Source organism: Isoptericola sp. NPDC060185, from assembly GCF_042728595.1.
Taxonomy (GTDB): Bacteria; Actinomycetota; Actinomycetes; order Actinomycetales; family Cellulomonadaceae; genus Isoptericola.
Genome location: NZ_JBHWYY010000002.1, coordinates 34,921 through 51,257 on the forward strand (window position 1 = coordinate 34,921; position 16,337 = coordinate 51,257).

Annotated in this window: 14 protein-coding genes; all 14 read right to left on the reverse strand. The window is 75.6% G+C overall.

The features are described from left to right. Positions 1-50: 50 nt before the first annotated feature. Positions 51-1,022, reverse strand: coding sequence for an NAD(P)-dependent oxidoreductase (locus ACFWDO_RS01000; protein ID WP_380322929.1), 972 nt, complete (start codon positions 1,020-1,022; stop codon positions 51-53). Next, positions 1,019-2,224, reverse strand: a complete 1,206-nt coding sequence (locus ACFWDO_RS01005; protein ID WP_380322926.1) for an enolase C-terminal domain-like protein — start codon at positions 2,222-2,224, stop codon at positions 1,019-1,021. The genes ACFWDO_RS01000 and ACFWDO_RS01005 overlap by 4 nt, the downstream gene beginning before the upstream one ends. Further along, a complete protein-coding gene (locus ACFWDO_RS01010) occupies positions 2,221-3,486 on the reverse strand; it encodes an MFS transporter (RefSeq protein ID WP_380322923.1) in 1,266 nt (421 codons plus the stop codon). The genes ACFWDO_RS01005 and ACFWDO_RS01010 overlap by 4 nt, the downstream gene beginning before the upstream one ends. Continuing rightward, a complete protein-coding gene (locus ACFWDO_RS01015) occupies positions 3,483-4,745 on the reverse strand; it encodes an amidohydrolase family protein (protein ID WP_380346754.1) in 1,263 nt (420 codons plus the stop codon). Before ACFWDO_RS01015 ends, ACFWDO_RS01010 begins: the two co-directional genes overlap by 4 nt. Next, positions 4,746-5,573 carry a carbohydrate ABC transporter permease gene (locus ACFWDO_RS01020; RefSeq protein ID WP_380327120.1) on the reverse strand — a complete coding sequence of 276 codons (828 nt, stop codon included), beginning with the start codon at positions 5,571-5,573 and terminating at the stop codon, positions 4,746-4,748. Further along, on the reverse strand, positions 5,570-6,520 hold the full coding sequence (locus tag ACFWDO_RS01025) for a carbohydrate ABC transporter permease (protein ID WP_380327123.1): 951 nt from the start codon (positions 6,518-6,520) through the stop codon (positions 5,570-5,572). The genes ACFWDO_RS01020 and ACFWDO_RS01025 overlap by 4 nt, the downstream gene beginning before the upstream one ends. 63 nt (positions 6,521-6,583) lie before the next feature. Beyond that, positions 6,584-7,879, reverse strand: coding sequence for an ABC transporter substrate-binding protein (locus ACFWDO_RS01030; protein WP_380346756.1), 1,296 nt, complete (start codon positions 7,877-7,879; stop codon positions 6,584-6,586). Between the two features lie 49 nt (positions 7,880-7,928). Next, the gene (locus ACFWDO_RS01035; protein WP_380321196.1) at positions 7,929-9,110 is read right to left on the reverse strand and encodes an amidohydrolase family protein; all 1,182 of its coding nucleotides are present in this window, start codon (positions 9,108-9,110) and stop codon (positions 7,929-7,931) included. Further along, on the reverse strand, positions 9,104-10,216 hold the full coding sequence (locus tag ACFWDO_RS01040; protein WP_380321193.1) for an NAD/NADP octopine/nopaline dehydrogenase family protein: 1,113 nt from the start codon (positions 10,214-10,216) through the stop codon (positions 9,104-9,106). Before ACFWDO_RS01040 ends, ACFWDO_RS01035 begins: the two co-directional genes overlap by 7 nt. After that, a complete protein-coding gene (locus tag ACFWDO_RS01045; RefSeq protein ID WP_380321190.1) occupies positions 10,213-11,190 on the reverse strand; it encodes an LLM class flavin-dependent oxidoreductase in 978 nt (325 codons plus the stop codon). The genes ACFWDO_RS01040 and ACFWDO_RS01045 overlap by 4 nt, the downstream gene beginning before the upstream one ends. Then, positions 11,187-12,113: an FAD binding domain-containing protein gene (locus ACFWDO_RS01050; protein WP_380321187.1), complete on the reverse strand. Its 927-nt coding sequence runs from the start codon at positions 12,111-12,113 to the stop codon at positions 11,187-11,189. The genes ACFWDO_RS01045 and ACFWDO_RS01050 overlap by 4 nt, the downstream gene beginning before the upstream one ends. Further along, a complete protein-coding gene (locus ACFWDO_RS01055) occupies positions 12,110-12,592 on the reverse strand; it encodes a (2Fe-2S)-binding protein (RefSeq protein WP_380321184.1) in 483 nt (160 codons plus the stop codon). Before ACFWDO_RS01055 ends, ACFWDO_RS01050 begins: the two co-directional genes overlap by 4 nt. Beyond that, on the reverse strand, positions 12,583-14,853 hold the full coding sequence (locus ACFWDO_RS01060; protein ID WP_380321181.1) for a xanthine dehydrogenase family protein molybdopterin-binding subunit: 2,271 nt from the start codon (positions 14,851-14,853) through the stop codon (positions 12,583-12,585). Before ACFWDO_RS01060 ends, ACFWDO_RS01055 begins: the two co-directional genes overlap by 10 nt. Then, positions 14,850-16,175 carry a glycoside hydrolase 100 family protein gene (locus ACFWDO_RS01065; protein WP_380321178.1) on the reverse strand — a complete coding sequence of 442 codons (1,326 nt, stop codon included), beginning with the start codon at positions 16,173-16,175 and terminating at the stop codon, positions 14,850-14,852. The genes ACFWDO_RS01060 and ACFWDO_RS01065 overlap by 4 nt, the downstream gene beginning before the upstream one ends. Positions 16,176-16,337: the final 162 nt, after the last annotated feature.

The window sequence follows — 16,337 nt, forward strand, 5'->3', positions numbered from 1 at the left end:
TCCTCGAACGTTTCCACGTCACGTCACGTGACGTGACGTGCGCGGGCCGGTCAGGCCCGCGCGGGCGGGTGGGGTCGCGGGGCGGGGGCGCCCGCGTCCGCGAGCGCCGCGCGGACGGCCTGCCCCACGAGGGCCCGCACGCGCTCGCGCGCCTGCACGGTGCCGGCGGCCACGTGCGGCGAGAGGTACGCGTTGTCCAGCGCGAGCAGCGGGCTGTCCGGCAACAACGGCTCGGTGGCGAACACGTCGAGCGCGGCGGCGGCCGGTCGGCCCGCGCGCAGCGCGGCGACGAGGGCCGCCTCGTCCACGAGCTCGCCGCGGGCGGCGTTCACGAGCACGCTGCCGGGCCGCATGGCGGCCAGGCGGGGCGCGTCCAGCAGGTGACGCGTGGCGGCGGTCAGGGGGGCGTGCAGGGTGACGACGTCGGACCCCTCGAGCAGCGTGGGGAGGTCCGTCTGCGTCCCGCCCGCGGCGGCGACGTCGTCGGTGGGGTGCCCGCTGGTCACGACCACCCGGGCGCCGAACCCGCGGAGCCGGCGGTGCACGGCCCGGCCGATCGCGCCGTAGCCGACGATCCCGACCGTCAGCGCCCCGAGCTCCCGGCCCAGCGGCCTCGGGTGCCAGCCACGGGCGCGCAGGTCGCGGTCGGCGGCGACGCCGTCGCGCAGCAGCAGGAGCATGGCCATCAGCGCCCAGTCGGCGACCGCGTCGGCGTTGTACCCGGGCGCGTTGACGACGCGGATCCCGCGGGCGCGGGCGGCGTCGAGGTCGACGACGCCGTCCAGCCCGACGGCGGGGTGGACGACCAGCCGGCACCGGCCCATGCCCGCGAGGGCGGCGGCGTCGAGCGGGACCCGGCGCGCGGCGTCGCCGACCACCACGTCGGCGCGGGCCAGCGCGCCGGGCAGGTCGGGCACGCCCGCGCCGCCCGGGGCGAGGACCACCTCGACGTCCGCGCCGGCGACCCAGCCCTCGACGAGGTCGCGCGGGTAGTCCGACAGGCACAGCAGGACGGCACTCACGCGGCTCCCCCGCCCCCGAGCACCCGCGTCGCCACGACCTTCGCGGGGTCCACCGCCATGCCCAGACCCGGGCCCGTCGGGGCGTGGATCGCCCCGTCGGCGGGCACGATCGCCTCGGCGAGGAAGTGCTGGTACATCGGCATGAGCCGCGTGAGGTACTCCATCTGCGGGACGAGCGCCGGGGACGCCGCGAAGGTCAGGGCGGCGTTGCACTGGAGCGACTGCCCGTGCGGCACGAGCTGGGCGCCGGCCGCGCTGACGAGCGCCATGACCTTGGTCAGCTCGGAGATCCCGCCGGCCCAGTGCGGGTCGGGCTGGTACAGGTCGAGCACGTCCGCCGCGAGGAGCTCCCGGTAGCCCCACCGGGTGTACTCGTGCTCGCCGCCCGCGATCCGCACGCCGTCGGGCAGGCGGCGCCGCAGCGCCCGGTAGCCCTCGGCCTGGTCGGCCAGCAGCGGCTCCTCGATCCACGCCACGCCGAGGTCCCGGGTGGCCAGTGCGACGTCCAGGGTGAAGGGCACGTCCCACCCGCTCCACGCGTCGAGCATGATCGCGACACCCGGCCCGGCCGCGTCGCGCACGGTGCCGACCAGCTCGACCACGCGGTCCACCCCCGCCGCGCCGTCCTCGGGCCCCCAGCGCGGGAACCACTTCAGCCCGCGGAAGCCGCGGGCCACGAGCTCGCGGGTGCGCGCCGCGACGGCCGCCGGCTCCAGGCTGTCCCCGAGCGTCGAGGCGTACGCGGGCACCGCGTCCCGCGTGGGCCCGCCGAGCAGCACGTGCGCCGGGACGCCGAGGTGCTGGGCGCGGAGGTCCCACAACGCGCAGTCGACGGCGGACAGCGCCGTCATCCCGGCGCCCGCGCGGCCGTGGATCGCCGAGCGGTACAGCACGTCCCACAGCCGCTCGGTCGCCAGCGGGTCCGCGCCCAGCAGCAGCGGCCGCAGCACGCTGGTCACGATGAAGGCCTGCTCGGGCGAGAGCTGCGCGGTGCTGCCCCGCAGCCCCGTGTCGGTGTCGACGTGCAGGAACACCGAGCGCACCTCGGCCACTCCGGGCGTCACCTCGGGGAACACCTGCGGCCCCTGCGCGCGCAGCTCCGGGTAGACGTCGGTGGGGCGACGCAGCCGGTCGGCGAAGATCGGCTCCGGCGCGTCGACGTGGCCCACGTACTCCACGCACGTGACGTCGGTGATCCTCATGCGGTCCCCTCCGGGTCGGCAGTGCGGTCGGTCGTGCGGTCGGTCGTGCGGTCGGTCGTGCGGGCGGTCGTGTCCTCTGCCACCAGGTCGTGGGCCCCACCGCGGGCGGGCGCGCGGCGCGCCGTGAGCGCGGCGGCCGCGCCCACGAGCGCCACGGCGACCGCCCCGGCCACCAGCGCCCCCGCGCCGCCCCAGGCGGTGCCGCCCACGAAGCCCAGCATCGCCGAGCCCGCGCCGGTGCCGGCGTCGAAAGCCGCGTTCCAGACGGCGCTCGCGGCGGGCGCGTCGCGGTCGGGGACGGCGCGGTAGCTCAGGTCGAGCGTCACCGTCTGGAGGCCGCCGTAAGCGACGCCGAACAGCGCGGCCCCGGCGACGAGCACCCCCGCCGTCCCGGCGAGGCCCGCGGCCACGACGGCCAGGCCCGCGACCCCGCACGCCACGAGCACGGGCAGCACCACGCGGGGTCCGGCCCGGTCGAGCACCGGACCCACCTTCCACCGCGTCACCATGCCCACGGCCCCGAACGCGAGCAGGGCCGCGGCCGCGACGGACCCGTCGGGGCGCTGCAGCGGCAGGAGCGTGACGAGCCCGCCGCCGGCGGCCGTGGTCACCAGCAGGAGACCGGCGGGCAGCGCGAGCGTCGACAGGACGCGCGTGATCGCGGTCGAGCCGGTCGTCCCCACGATCTCGGCAGGCACCCCGGGCACCAAGACCAGCGCGACCACCGGCAGCGCTCCGAGCACCGCGACGGCGGCGAACGAGCCGCCGAGGGTGAGCGCGGCGCCGCCGGAGATCCCGACCATCATCGGCACGGCCGCGGACAGGCCGAAGAGCCCGATCGCCTCACCGCGGCGTTCGGGCGGCGCGGCGCGCGGGATCGCGAGCGCCGCGACCACCGTGACGACGGCGAAGCCGACGCCCCGCACCGCGGAGAGCGCGTAGAAGGCCCAGAGGTCGTGCGCGAGCAGGTACAGCGGCGTCGGGAGGCCGAGCAGCAACGAGCCCGCCACGAGCAGCGTCCGCACGCTCCACCGGCGCAGGAGGCCCGCGGTCAGGAGCTGGGTGACCACGGTGGCGGCGAGCATCACGCCCGTGATGGTCCCGACGACCCCCTCGGGGTGCCCGAGCTGCCGGGCCCAGGCGGGCAGCGCCGCCAGGGTCACCGAGAAGCTGGTGAGACCGGCGAAGCTCAGGACGAACACGGCCCGGATCTGGCGAACCCGCCACAGGGAGCCGGCGCGGGGCGCGGCGGCGACGCTCATCGGACCGCCTCCGGGGTCAGCCCGGTCACGAGGCCCGCGAGGGGCCCGTGGCGCTCGACGAGCGTCCGGGACACGAGCCGGCCTGCGCGCCACACCCTCCGGTCGGCGGGGGCGAGCGCGAGGGCGTCCTCCAGGGAGCCCGCCCGCACGGCCACGAGGTCCGCCCGCGCCCCGGGCACGGGGCCGGCCGGCGGCAGGCCGAGGACGTCCCGGGCGTCCGGGCCGACCAGGTCCCAGGCGACCCGCGGCGGCTGGTGCCCGGCGGTCACCGCGAGCGAGGCCGTCTCCAGCGGGTCCAGCCTCCCGGCGGGGTTGAACGGGTCGCGGACGTTGTCGCCCCCGGCGGCGACCCGCACTCCGGCGTCCCGCAGCGCGTCGAGCGCCGTGAGGCCACGGGTCCGGGGCACGGCCCCGCGGCCCTGGAGGTACAGGTTGGTGGCCGGCAGGGCGACCACGCGCACGCCTGCCGCCGCCACCTCGGCCGCCACCTCGGCCGCGAGCCCGGCATCCTGCTGGCCGAGCGACACGCAGTGGCTCGCCGTGACCGGCACGCCCGCCCCGGCGGCGAGGCGCGCGAGGTGGCGCAGCGTGAGCACGGCCGGGTCGGTGGTCTCGTCGACGTGCAGGTCCACCGGGACGCCGCGCTCGACGGCGACGCCGACGCACTCCTCCATCGCGGCCACCGGGTCCTGCTCGATCGACGGGTTGCCGCCCACGACGTCGGCCCCGGCGTCGAGAGCGTCGACCAGGCGCGTCCGGTGGGTGCGCCACGTCTCGCCCGGCCCGGGCCCGCCGACGTGCGCGACGACCTGGAGGTCGACGACGTCGGCCAGCTCGTGGCGCAGCCGCGCGAGGGCGCGCACGGCCCGCACCCCGAGCAGCCTCCCGCAGCCGACGTGGGTGCGCACGGCCGTCGCGCCGTGCGCCACCAGGAGCCCCAGGGCCCGGGCGGCGCGACGGTGCACGTCCTCCTCGTCCATGTCCGCCAGCACCGCGCCGTAGCGCTCCATGGCGCCGCGCAGGGTGCCGTCCGCGCCGGTGACACGGTCCGCGGTGAACGCCTTGTCGAGGTGGGTGTGCGGTTCGACGAACGCCCCGCACAGCAGGTAGCCGGTCAGGTCGGTCTCCGGCAGGCCGGCGTCACCGGGTCGGGGCGGGCCGCCCGCCGGCTCGACGGCGGCCACCACGGCGCCGTCGAGCCGGACGTCCACGACCTCGCCGCCGGCCAGGCGCGCGCCGCGCAGGATCTGGGCGGACATTCAGCCCTTCACCCCGCCCCCGGCGATCTGGGTGACGTACCGCTGCAGGTACCCGAACACGAGCAGCACCGGGATCATGACGAGCACGCCCGCGGCGAGCAGCCGCCCCCAGTCGGTCGTGAACTCGCCGATGAGGGAGTTCAGGCCCACCGACAGCGTCCGCTTGGCGTCCGTGTCGATGAACGTGTTCGCGTACAAGAACTCCTCCCACACCTGGATGATCGTGAACACGGCGGCGGCCATGACGCCCGGCAGCGCCGGCGGCAGCACCACCCGCCACAGGGCCCGGAACCGGGTGCAGCCGTCGATGAGCGCGGCCTCCTCCGTCTCGACCGGCACCGCCAGGAAGTAGTTGCGCATCAGCCAGATGCAGAACGGCAGCGCGAAGGAGACGTAGACGACCACGAGGCCGGTGAGCGAGTCGAGCAGCCCCAGGGTCTTCACTGTGACGAACAGGGGCGTCGCGAGCATCACGGCGGGGAACATCTGCGCCGCCACGACGATGAGCAGCATCCCCCGGTTGCCCACGAACGTGAACCGCGCGAAGCCGTAGCCGGCGAGGATCGCGAGCAGCAGGGCGACCGTCGTGGTCGCCGCCGCCACCACGACGGAGTTGCGGAAGTAGGTCACGAAGTTCGTGTCGAGCAGGCTGGCGTAGTTGCCGAGGAACAGCGCCGACGGCAGGAGCCGCTTGTCGACGCCGTTGAGCTCCGCCGGCGTCTTGAACGACGACACGAGCATCCACAGGAACGGCAGCACCGTGCCGAGCACGAGGACCGTGGCCACGACGTGCGCGCCGACCGACGCGCGGGTGCGGGAGCGCCTCATCGCCGGTCCCCCTTGCGGCCCTCGACGACGTAGAAGTACGTGACGGCGAGGACCATCATGATCGCGAAGATGACGACCGAGATGGCCGACGCCTTGCCGAAGTCGAACTCCATGAAGGCCGTCCTGTAGGCGTAGGTGGTGAGGATCTCGGTGGCGCCGACGGGGCCGCCGCGCGTGAACATCCAGATCCCGTTGAAGTTGTTGATCGCGCCGGAGATCGTCGTGAGAGCGACGAGCGCCAGCGACGCGCGGATGCCGGGGATCGTCACGTGGAGGAACCGCTGCCACGCGCTGGCGCCGTCGACCATCGCCGCCTCGTACTGCTCGCCGGGGATCTGCTGCATGCCGGCGAGGAGGATGACCGCGGTGAACGGCGTCCACTTCCACGCGCTGATCAGCACCAGCACGGGCATGGCCCACGTGGGGTCGGCGAGCCAGATCGGCGGGTTCTCCAGCAGGCCGCTGCTGCGCAGCAGGCCGTTGATCGGGCCGGAGACGGGGTCCAGCAGGAACCGCCAGATGAGGGCCACGAGCACCGTGGGCACGACCCACGGGACGATCAGGGTGGTGCGGATCGCGCCCCGCGCGACGAGGCGCTTGTTCAGCGTGGTCGCGATGACCAGGCCGAGCCCGACCTGCACGACGAGCGCCGACGCCGCCCACAGGAGCGTGCGCGCGGTGACCGTCCAGAACGTGGCGCTCGTGAACAGGTCGGTGTAGTTCGCCAGCCCGGCGAACGTGTCCTGCCCCGGCCGCGTCAGGTTGGCGTGCAGGAAGCTCGTGCCGATGGCGTTGAACACCGGGTAGCCCACGATGAGCGCGAGCGCGACGAAGGCGGGCGCGATGTACGCGACCGGCTCGAGGCGCCGGGCGAGGCGCCGCCGGGGGCGCCGGGCCGCGGGAGCCGCGGGAGCGGTCTCGGGGCGGGTGGAGGTGATGGTTGACATGGTGGTCCCTGGCTCGTGTCCTGCGGCGGGCCGCCACGGTGGCGGCCCGCCGGTCGGTCCGGACTAGCTGGAGAGCTTCGCGTCCGCCGCCTTCGCGGCGGCGGTGAGAGCGGCGGCGGGCTCCTTCTGGCCCTGGATGACGGAGTCCCACGCGTCCGCCATGACGCCCCACTCGATGTCGCCCCAGCTCGGCAGCGCCGGGCGGGCGCGGGTGACGGCGATCTGGTCGATGAAGACCTTCCGCACCGGGTCCTCGGCGGCCCAGTCGGACTCGACGACGTCGAGGCGCGCGGGGATGTTGCCGGTGTCCTGGATGTACGGCATCTGCGCCGAGTCCGTGACCCACCTGACGAAGTCCCAGGCGACGTCGGCGTGGGCGCTGTTGGCCCCGACGCCGACCGCGGTGCCGCCGAGCACCGTCCCCTTCGCCGTCCTGCCGGGCAGCGGCGCGGCCGCCCAGTCGAGGTCCGGGTTGCCGTCCGTGATCGGCCCGGTGCCCCAGGGGCCGATCGCCATCATCGCGACCCTGCCCTGGACGAACGGCGCCACGTACTGGTCCCACGACGAGTTCGCGGCGACGAACTCCTGCGGCGCCACCTTGTCCTTGACCGCGAGGTTCGCGTAGAACTCCCAGGCCTCCATGCCCGGGCCGTCGGCGAACGTCGCCTTCGTGAGGTCGTCGCTGAGGATCTCGCCGCCGTTCTGCCACAGCCACGGCCAGAACAGGAACGACCCGAAGCCCGAGGCGCCCATCATGTAGCCGTACTGGTCACCGCCGGTGAGCTCGACGGCCGCGGAGCGCAGGTCGTCCCACGTGGTCGGGACCTCGATCCCGGCCTTCGAGAGCATGCCCTTGTTGTAGTAGAGCGCCACGTTGTTGGTCGTGTACGGCAGGCCGTACTGCTTGCCGTCGTAGCCGGCGCCTGCGAGCAGCTCGGTGCCGAAGGCGTCGGCCACCTCCTTGCTCTGGGACGTGACGTCGGCCAGCACCTGCGCCGCCGCGAGCTGCGGCACCGAGGAGACGTCCACGATCGCGACGTCGGGCCCCTCGCCGCCGCTGCTCGTGGTGGTCAGCTTGGGCACGAGGTCCTCGGTCGGGATGCCCTGGATGTTGATCGTGACGCCGTTCGCCTTGCCGAAGGCCTCGGCGGCCTGGTGCAGGGGCGAGCCGGTGTCGCCGGCCGTCGCGGCGTTGGCCCACAGCTCGAGGGTGCCGCCCCCGCCGCCGGACGAGCCGCCGGTCGGCGCCGCGCCGCCACCGGTGCCCGTGCCGCACGCGGACAGGACGAACCCCGCCGAGAGCCCGCCGGTGAGGGCGAGCATCTGACGCCGGGTGAGGGAGGGAGTACGTGCAGCCATGTCGGTTCCTTGTCTCTTCATCGAGGTCTCTGCATCGAGGCGGAACAGCTCAGGGAAGGGGGCCCACCGGGGCGGGTGGGCGGTGGCCGGACCGTGCGGCGAGCGCACGGAGGGCGGAGTCGGCGTCGGCGGCGAGCTCGGCGGCGTCGGCCGACACCAGCTCCCCGTCGCGCAGGAGGGTGCGGCCCGCCGCGACCACGTCGCGCACGTGGGCGGGGCCCGCACGGTGGACGAGGGCCCACCGCGGGTCGACCAGCGGCTGCCACGCCGGCCCGCCGGTGTCGAGCCGGACGACGTCGCCTGCGTCGGCGGGCAGCCCGAGGACGGCCGACGCGGTCGTCGTCGCCATCGCGTACGCGGCCTCGGAGGAGAGGGCGGCGGGGTCGCCGGCCGCCTGCCCCTGGGTGTAGACGGCCTGCCGCATCTCGTGGAACAGGCTCTCCATCCCGTCCACGCCGAGCGTGACGGGCACCCCGGCCTCCAGGAGGTCGAGGACGCGGGCGACGCCCTTCGCGAACCGCAGGTGGTTCGTCGGGCAGTACACGAGTGCGGCCCCGCGCCGGGCCAGCAGGTCGATCTCGTCGTCGATGAGCTCGACGCCGTGCACCAGGACGGTCCCGGGCCGCAGGAAGCCCGCCCGGTCGAGCAGGCCGATCGGGCGCACCCCGTGCTCCGCGAGGCACGCGTCCACCTCGGCAGCGTTCTCGGAGACGTGGGTGTACAGGCGCAGCCCGAGCCGGTCCGCGGCGGCCGCCGCCTCGGCGTAGTCCGCCGGCACGTTCTGCCGCACGGACACCGGCGCCAGGAAGAGCCGGTCGCGCGGGAGCAGGACGTCCGCGGCCCGCTCGGCGAGGGCGACGACGTCCGCGACGGACGTCGCGAGGCCGGGCGCCCCGCGGGTCATGATGCCGAGCGCGACATAGCCCCGGACCCCGACGGCGGCGTGCCCCGCGACCACGGCGTCCAGCAGCCCCGGGCGGTGCAGCGGGTAGACGTGGTCCACCACGGTGGTGGTCCCGGCCACGACCTGGCGGGCCGCCCCGAGCGCGGTGAGGGCGCGGTACTCGGCCGGGCCCGCGACCGCCTGGCGCGCGTTGCCCGCGCTGATCGCCTGGGCGAGCGACGCGCCCTCCGACGCCGTGGAGCCGGGCACGAACGACCGCAGGTGGTCGTGCATGTTCACGAGGCCGGGCACGGTCACCGCGCCCGGCGCGGCGGGGTCGGTCACCATCGGCCCGTCCTCGTCGCCTCGAGCAGCCCGTCGCGCCCCAGGCCGGCGAGGCCGAAGGTCTCCAGGGTGCGGCCGCGGGCGCGGTAGTCGGTGCCCGTGGCCACGCCCGCGAGGTGGATCATCGCGTCGATCGTCGGCGTCGCGACGCCCACCTCCCGGCCGATCGACGCCATGAGGCACAGCGCGTAGGGCACGTCCTCGGTGATGTAGCGGCTCTCGAGCGCCGTCGGACCGGTCGCGAAGGTCGAGTCCGCGAACGCCGACGACGCGAGGGTGGCGTGCAGGTCCCCTTTCACCTCGGGGGCGAACCCCTGCTCCACCAGGTACTCCTCGTAGCCCTGGAGGTTCGCGAACCCCAGCGCGCGGCGGATCGAGACCAGCTCGGCGTCGATCGCGCCGATGAAGCGCGCCACGGCGGGGCTGGCGCCCACGCCCCACAGCAGGAACTTGCCGGGGCCGCCCTCGATCGCGCCGAGGTTCGCCAGGATCGGCGGCACGTGGTCGATGGCGTTGAAGTTGAGCAGCACGGTCTCGAGCACGCTCTCGCCCGCGGTCACCGAGGGCCAGATCGCGCAGGCGGTCTCGACGGCGGCGTTGCCGGCGGGCATCCCCGCCGCGACCGTGCCGCCCACCTTGCGGGACGCCGTGATGAGCCCGGGGGCCCGTACCCGCGCGCCGTACGGGAGGCTGTTCAGCTCCGCGACGTCCACGTCCAGCGGGCGCCCCGCGTGGCGCATCGCGGCGACCAGGGCGAGGCTGCCGCCGCCCTCCCCCGCGAAGATCACCTGCGTCCCCGGGCGGAGGTGCTCGGCCAGGAGGGTCGCGAAGGTGTCGTGCCCGAACGCGGGCACCGACACGACGACGACGTCGGCCGCGGCGGCGGCCGCCGCGGGGTCCAGGCTCGCGCGGGCGGGCGTCTCCGTGACCCCGTGCCACGGGGACCGCAGCCGCACGACGCCGGTCTCGGCGATCGCGTCGATGCTGGCACGGAACCGCTCGAAGTCGGCGACGGTGACGTCGACCCCGGCCAGCGACAGCTCCGTCGCGCTGGACAGCGCGCCGGCCCCGGAGCCGAGGACGGTGACGGCGGACGGGAGCGGGCTCATGCGAAGACCTCCTGGGCGAGGGCGGACAGCTGGCGGTCGACGGCGTCGGGGTCGGCGCCGCCCACGGACACGATGACCTCGTCGACGCCCTGGTCGGCGAGCCGGCGCAGGCCGTCGGCCACCTCGGCCGCGGGCCCGGCGAGGCCGAACGCGCGGGCCATGTCCGGGGTGACCTGGCGCGCGGCCAGCGCGCGGTCGCCGCTGCGGACGGTGGCGCGCAGGGATGCGACCTCGTCGCGGTCGAGGCCGTAGACCTCGATGAGCTCGTCGGCGTAGGCGCCGCCGGCCATGGTGACGCAGCGCGGGGCAAGGGCGCGCAGCGAGGCGTCGGCGTCGTCGCCGATCTCGACGTCGAGCATGAGGCAGACGGCGGCGCTGCCGCTCTCGCGGCCGACGGCGCCGGCCGCCACCCGCTCCTGGACGAAGGCGATGTGGCTGTCCGCGATGCCGTGGGTGATGACCCCGTCGGCGCACCGGCCCGCGAGCTCGAGCATCTTCGGGCCCCGCGCCGCCAGGTACAGCGGCCCGTCCTCCGCCTGCCACCGCAGGGCCGAGCCCTCGGCGCTGAACGTCTCGCCGGTCACGTGCGCGGTGCCCGCGGTGAGCTCGCGCACGATGTCGACCGCCTCGGCCGTGAGCCGCAGCGGGCGGCGCATCGCGATGCCCATCTCGCCCGCGATCTCGTAGCCGCCGGCGCCGAGGCCCAGCACGAAGCGGCCCGGGCCGATCTCGCGCAGGGTCGCCGCGAGGCTCGCCAGCAGCGTCGGGTGCCGCAGGAACGGCGACACCACGGCGGTGCCCAGCCGGACGTGCCGCGTCGCGGTCATCATCAGGGCCAGGGCCGCCGACGCGTCGCGGTGGAAGTAGTGGTCGGCCAGCCAGACGCTGGAGAAGCCCAGGTCCTCGGCCCGACGGGCCCAGCGGGCCGCCTCGGTGATCGGCTGGTCCAGCCGCACGGTGACGCCTACGTTCACTGGTCGTTCCCTCTCGTGGTCGTGCTGGAGGTCGTGCTGGAGATCGGTGTCGGGGCCCGTCCCGGGACGGGGACCACCTCGCGGAGCAGGCCCGCCGCGCACCGCCGCCGGTAGGCGGCGGTCGCGCGCAGGTCGTCGATGGGGCTGATGTCGGTGGCCACGGCCCGCGTGGCCTCCTCGACGAGGGCCGGCGTCGGCACCGCGCCCTCGAGGAGCGCCTCGGCCCGCGCCAGCCGCACCACGGTGGGGGCGACCGCACCCGCGGCGAGCCGCACGTCCGCGAGGCGGCCGTCGACGTCGCGGCGCCACTGCCAGGCGAGGCTGAGCAGCGAGATCGCCTGGGCGCGACGACCGCCGATCTTGCGGAAGCCGCCCTCCAGGGCGCCAACCCCGGGTCGCGGGTCGGGCACGGTGACGGACGCGACCCACTCGCCGGGCGCGAGGTCCACGCGGCGCGGCCCGAGCAGGAACGCGGCGAGGGGCACCGCCCGGCCGGAGCCGTCGGGCGTCACGACCTCCACGACCGCGTCCGCCGCCAACAGTGCCGGCACGGTGTCCGCGGCGGGCGACCCGGTGACGAGGTTGCCGCCGATCGTCGCGCGGTGGCGGATCGTGGTCGACGCGAACTCGCGGATCGCCGCGGCCAGGGGCGGCACGTCGTCGCCCAGCGCCGCGGACACGTCGCTCAGCGGGCGCAGCGCGGACACGCGCAGCGCGCCACCGTCGGTCGTTCGAGCCGCCGCAGGAGCGGCGCCCGCGAGCGCCGTGAGGTCCACCAGCACGGGCACGTCGAGACCGGCGCGGCGCTGCACGAGGAGGTCCGTGCCGCCGGCGACCGGTCGCGCGGGCCTCTCGCTCGTGAGCAGCGCGGACACGGCGGCGACGCTCGCCGGGCGCAGCAGGCGCGGGGGTGCGGTGATCATGCGTCGCCCTCCGTCCCCGCGCCGGCTCCGCGGCGGGCGCAGGCGGCGTCGTGCACGGCGTCGACGAAGCGCTGGTAGCCCGTGCAGCGGCACAGGTTGCCGTCCAGCGCCCGCCGCACGGCGGCGTCGTCCGGGTCGGGGTCGCGGTCCAGCAGCGCGGCGCACGAGTTGAGCACCCCGGGGATGCAGTAGCCGCACTGCACGGCCTGCCGCTCCACGAACGCCGCCTGCAGCGCGCCGTGCCCCGCCGCGGCCAGACCCTCCACGGTGCGGACGTCGGCGTCGAGCACCTGCCCCACCAGGACGAGGCACGACGTCGTCGCGCGCCCGTCCACCGTGACGGTGCAGCTGCCGCACTCCCCCATGCCGCAGCCCTCCTTGGCGCCGGTGAGCCCGGCGACGTCGCGCAGGTAGTCGAGCAGGCGCAGGCCGTGGAGCTCCTCGGGGACGGCGCCCGTCTCCGTGCCGTTCAGTCGCACGACGCCTCCCGCTGTCCGCGGTCGTCCTGGCCCTGGTCCCCGTCGCCGGTGCCGGGCTCGTCGAGCAGGTCGAGGAGCCGCTCGGGCGTGACGGGCAGCCGACGTGGCAGGACGCCGACGGCGTCGAGCACGGCGGCGGTGATTGCGGGCGGGGTCGGCACGACGACGACCTCGGACATCCCCTTGGCGCCGAACGGCCCGGAGGCCTCGCTGCCCGGGACGAAGAGCGTCGTCATGGCCGGCGTGTCCGCGATGGTCGGCGCGAGGTAGTTCTCCAGGCTCGTGGTCCGGGGCACGCCGCCCACCACCTGGTGGTCCTCCATGACGGCGAGCCCGAGACCCTGGAGGATGCCGCCCTCCGCCTGTCCGACCGTGGCCGCCGGGTTGATGGGCGTGCCGCAGTCGAGCACGCACAGCAGCTCGGGCACGCGCAGCTCCCCCGTGTGCACGTTGACCTCCACCCGCACCACCTGGGTGCAGGTGCCGTACACGCGGTGGGGCGCGAAGGTGGCGAGCTGCTCGGGCGGCACCAGGCCGATGTCCTCGGTGTCCGGGAGGCGGAACTCCGCGACCATCTCGGCCTCGCCCAGGTCGACCAGCTTGGTCCCCGCCCCGGGGGCGTCGGTCGCGAGCGGCAGCGAGAGGCGCTCGCACCGGCCGAGCAGCTCGGCGCACACGGCCCGCACGGCGTTCCCGCCGGCGTAGGTGGAGCGGCTCGCCGCGGTCGGCCCGGACTCGGGCACCTCGCCCGTGTCCCCGACGCGCACCTCGACCTGCTCGATCGGCAGCCCGAGCGCGTCGGCGGCGACCTGCTCGTAGGTGGTCTGGATGGACTGCCCGGTGTGGTTCGGCCCGGCCCAGATCGTCACGTGCCCGTCGGTGTCGATCCGCAGGCGCGCCCGGGCCGTGTCGCCCGTGCCGCTGCCCATCCCCACGCCCTTCATCGCGGTCGCGACGCCCGTGCCACGGCGCCAGGGCCCGGTCGCGCCCGCACGCCAGTGCTCGCGGTCAGCCCACAGGGGATGCGCGGCGGCAGTGCGGAGCGTCTCGCGCACGGCGAGGCTCCGGGTCGTGGCGTGCCGGTACAGGCTGTGCCGGTCGCCGCCGTCGAGCGCGTTGCGCAGCCGGATCTCGATCGGGTCGATCCCGAGCCGGTGCGCGGCCTCGGTCATGGCGTTCTCGACGGCGAACGCGACCTGCGGCACCCCGTACCCGCGGAACGCGCCCGCGTTCGCGTTGTTCGTGTAGTAGACGGTGCCGTTGAACGACGCCAAGTCGAACCGGTAGGGGCCGGTCGACATCTCGGCGGACGTCTTCATGACGTTGGGGCCCGAGGTGATCACCGGCCCGGTGTCGGCCACGGCCCGTACGGCGGACCCGAGGATCCGGCCGTCGCGGTCGAAGCCGATCTCGATGTCCGTGACGAAGGGGTGCCGCTTCGCGCCCGCGGCCATCACGTCCTCGCGCGTCATGTGCAGGTGGACCGGCCGCCCGGTGGCCCGGGCGAGCAGCGCCAGGTACACGGGCATCGGGTCGTCGTTGCGGGACCCGAAGGCGCCGCCCACCGGGCCCGCGACCATCCGCACGGCGGCGGGGTCGACGCCGAGGGCGCGCGCCACCTTGCGCTGGTGCAGACCGGGGTTCTGGGAGCCGCACCAGATCGTCACGCCGTCCTCGTCGGCCTCCGCGACGCCGCCCGGAGTCTCGATCGCGACGTGCTCCTGCGCGGGGGTGCGCACCTGGCGGCGCAGCACCAGGTGCGCGGCGTCCAGGGCCGGCGCCACGTCGCCGGAGGCGAACGCGATGCGGCCGGAGACGTTGCCGCCCGCGTGCAGCGCGGGCGCGCCCTCGGCGGCCGCGGCCTCCGGGCCGTCGACCACGGGCAGCGGGGTGAGCTCTACGCGCACGAGCGCGGCGGCCCGCTCCGCCGTGCGCGCGTCGCGCGCCGCGACGAGGGCGATCGCCTCGCCCACCTGCCGGACGACGCCGTCGGCCAGCACGGGTCCGTCGACGTCTCGGGGGCCCAGCGCGTTCACCGGCACGTCCGCCGCGGTCAGGACGACCTCCACCCCCGGCAGGGCGAGGGCGTCCGCGGTGTCGAGCGCGTCGATGCGGGCGTGCGGGACGGCGGAGCGCAGCACGTGCCCGTACAGCATCCCGGGCGCGCGGCGGTCGGTGACGTACACGAGGTCGCCGGTGACGATGTCGCCGCCCTCGACCGCGGGACGCGACCGCCCCACCCAGGCCGTGGGCGCGCTCATCGTCCCTCCCCCCACGTCCAGGCGAGGGCGACGGCCGCCGTCCACGACTGGTTCTGGCTGCCGAGCGCCTGCCCGGTGAGGCTGTCGTAGTACTCGGCGAAGGTGTGGTCGCCGAGCTGCTCCCGCCCGGCGCGGCCGATCGACTCCGCGGCCTCGACGCGCCCGTGGTGGCGCAGGGACCAGGACAGGAGCCACACGAGCACCGGCCACTGCGGGCCCCGCCAGTAGGTGCGGCCGGCGAACGCCACGCTGTCGGGCGTCACGGTCGGCGGCACGGGGTGCGCGAGGGCGGGGTGCCCGCACCACGACGGCCCGAGGAGCTGCTCCACCAGGGAGTCGTACGCGTCAGCGGCGGCGCCGCAGACCAGCGGGGCGAAGCCACCCACCGTCGCGGAGTCGAGCCACTCGCCCGCGAGCATGTCGTAGTCGCGTGACCGCCCGGTGACCGGGTCGGCCGTGCGGCCCACCGCGTCGCGCGCGCGCGCCGCCATCGCCCGCAGCTCCCCCGCCTCGGCGGCGCGGCCGATCTGGTCGCCGAGCTCGGCGAGGAGGCCGGCCGACATCGCGTGGGTCGCGGTGAAGAACACGTCCCCGACGCGGAAGTCCACGGTGCCCCGGGCGGTGGCGTCGTCGTACCCGACGGACACGAGCTGCTCGACCAGCCACAGGTACCGGTCGTAGTCGGCGTCCGCCGGGCGCTCGTCCGCGCCCGCGACGTGCCGGACGTCCTCGCGCTGGTACGGCGCCATCGCCCCGACCCGGATGCGCGCGCAGGGCGCGTCCCAGCGGGGCGAGTTGTCCATCCCCGACTCCCACGGGTGGTGGATCTCCACGAGCCCGGTGGGATGGGTGCTGCGGGTGGTCTCCAGCCACCGGTGCCAGGCGAGCCAGCCGTCGAACGTCTCGGCGAGGAAGTCGCGGAAGAGCTCGGCGTCCGCGCCGCCGTTGCGGCGGGCCTGCTCCCCGATCACGAAGAGCGCCAGACTGTGTATGGCTGGTTGACATATTCCCGAGGTCGGCACGTCCGGCGCCTGGGCCAGCCCCTCCGTGCGCCACCGGTCGGGGCCGGGGAAGTACCCCGGCTCCGCGGAGAACACGATGTGCGGGATCATGCCCGTCGCCCACTGCCCGCGCAGCAGGTGACGCATCTCCTCGAGCGCCCGCGGCACCGAGATCGTCGCCCAGCCGATGGCCACGAACGCGGCGTCCCAGGACCACTGGTGCGGGTACAGCGCGGGGGCCGCGACGGTGCGGCGGCCACGGTCGTTGGCGCGCAGCACCTCGGCGGCCGCCTGCGGCAGCGAGATCGCGACTTCGGTCATCTTCGTCCTTAGGTCCCGTCGCCCGTCGTTGGGCTTTTGCGTCCAATGGCTGAACGTAACGGCTAGTGCGACGCCCGTCAACGTGTCAAGATGAGCCCGGACGAACCAGCCGCGGACTGCTGCGCCCGGTGGCGTGAAACGTCACCCGCAGCGCCGAGTCGA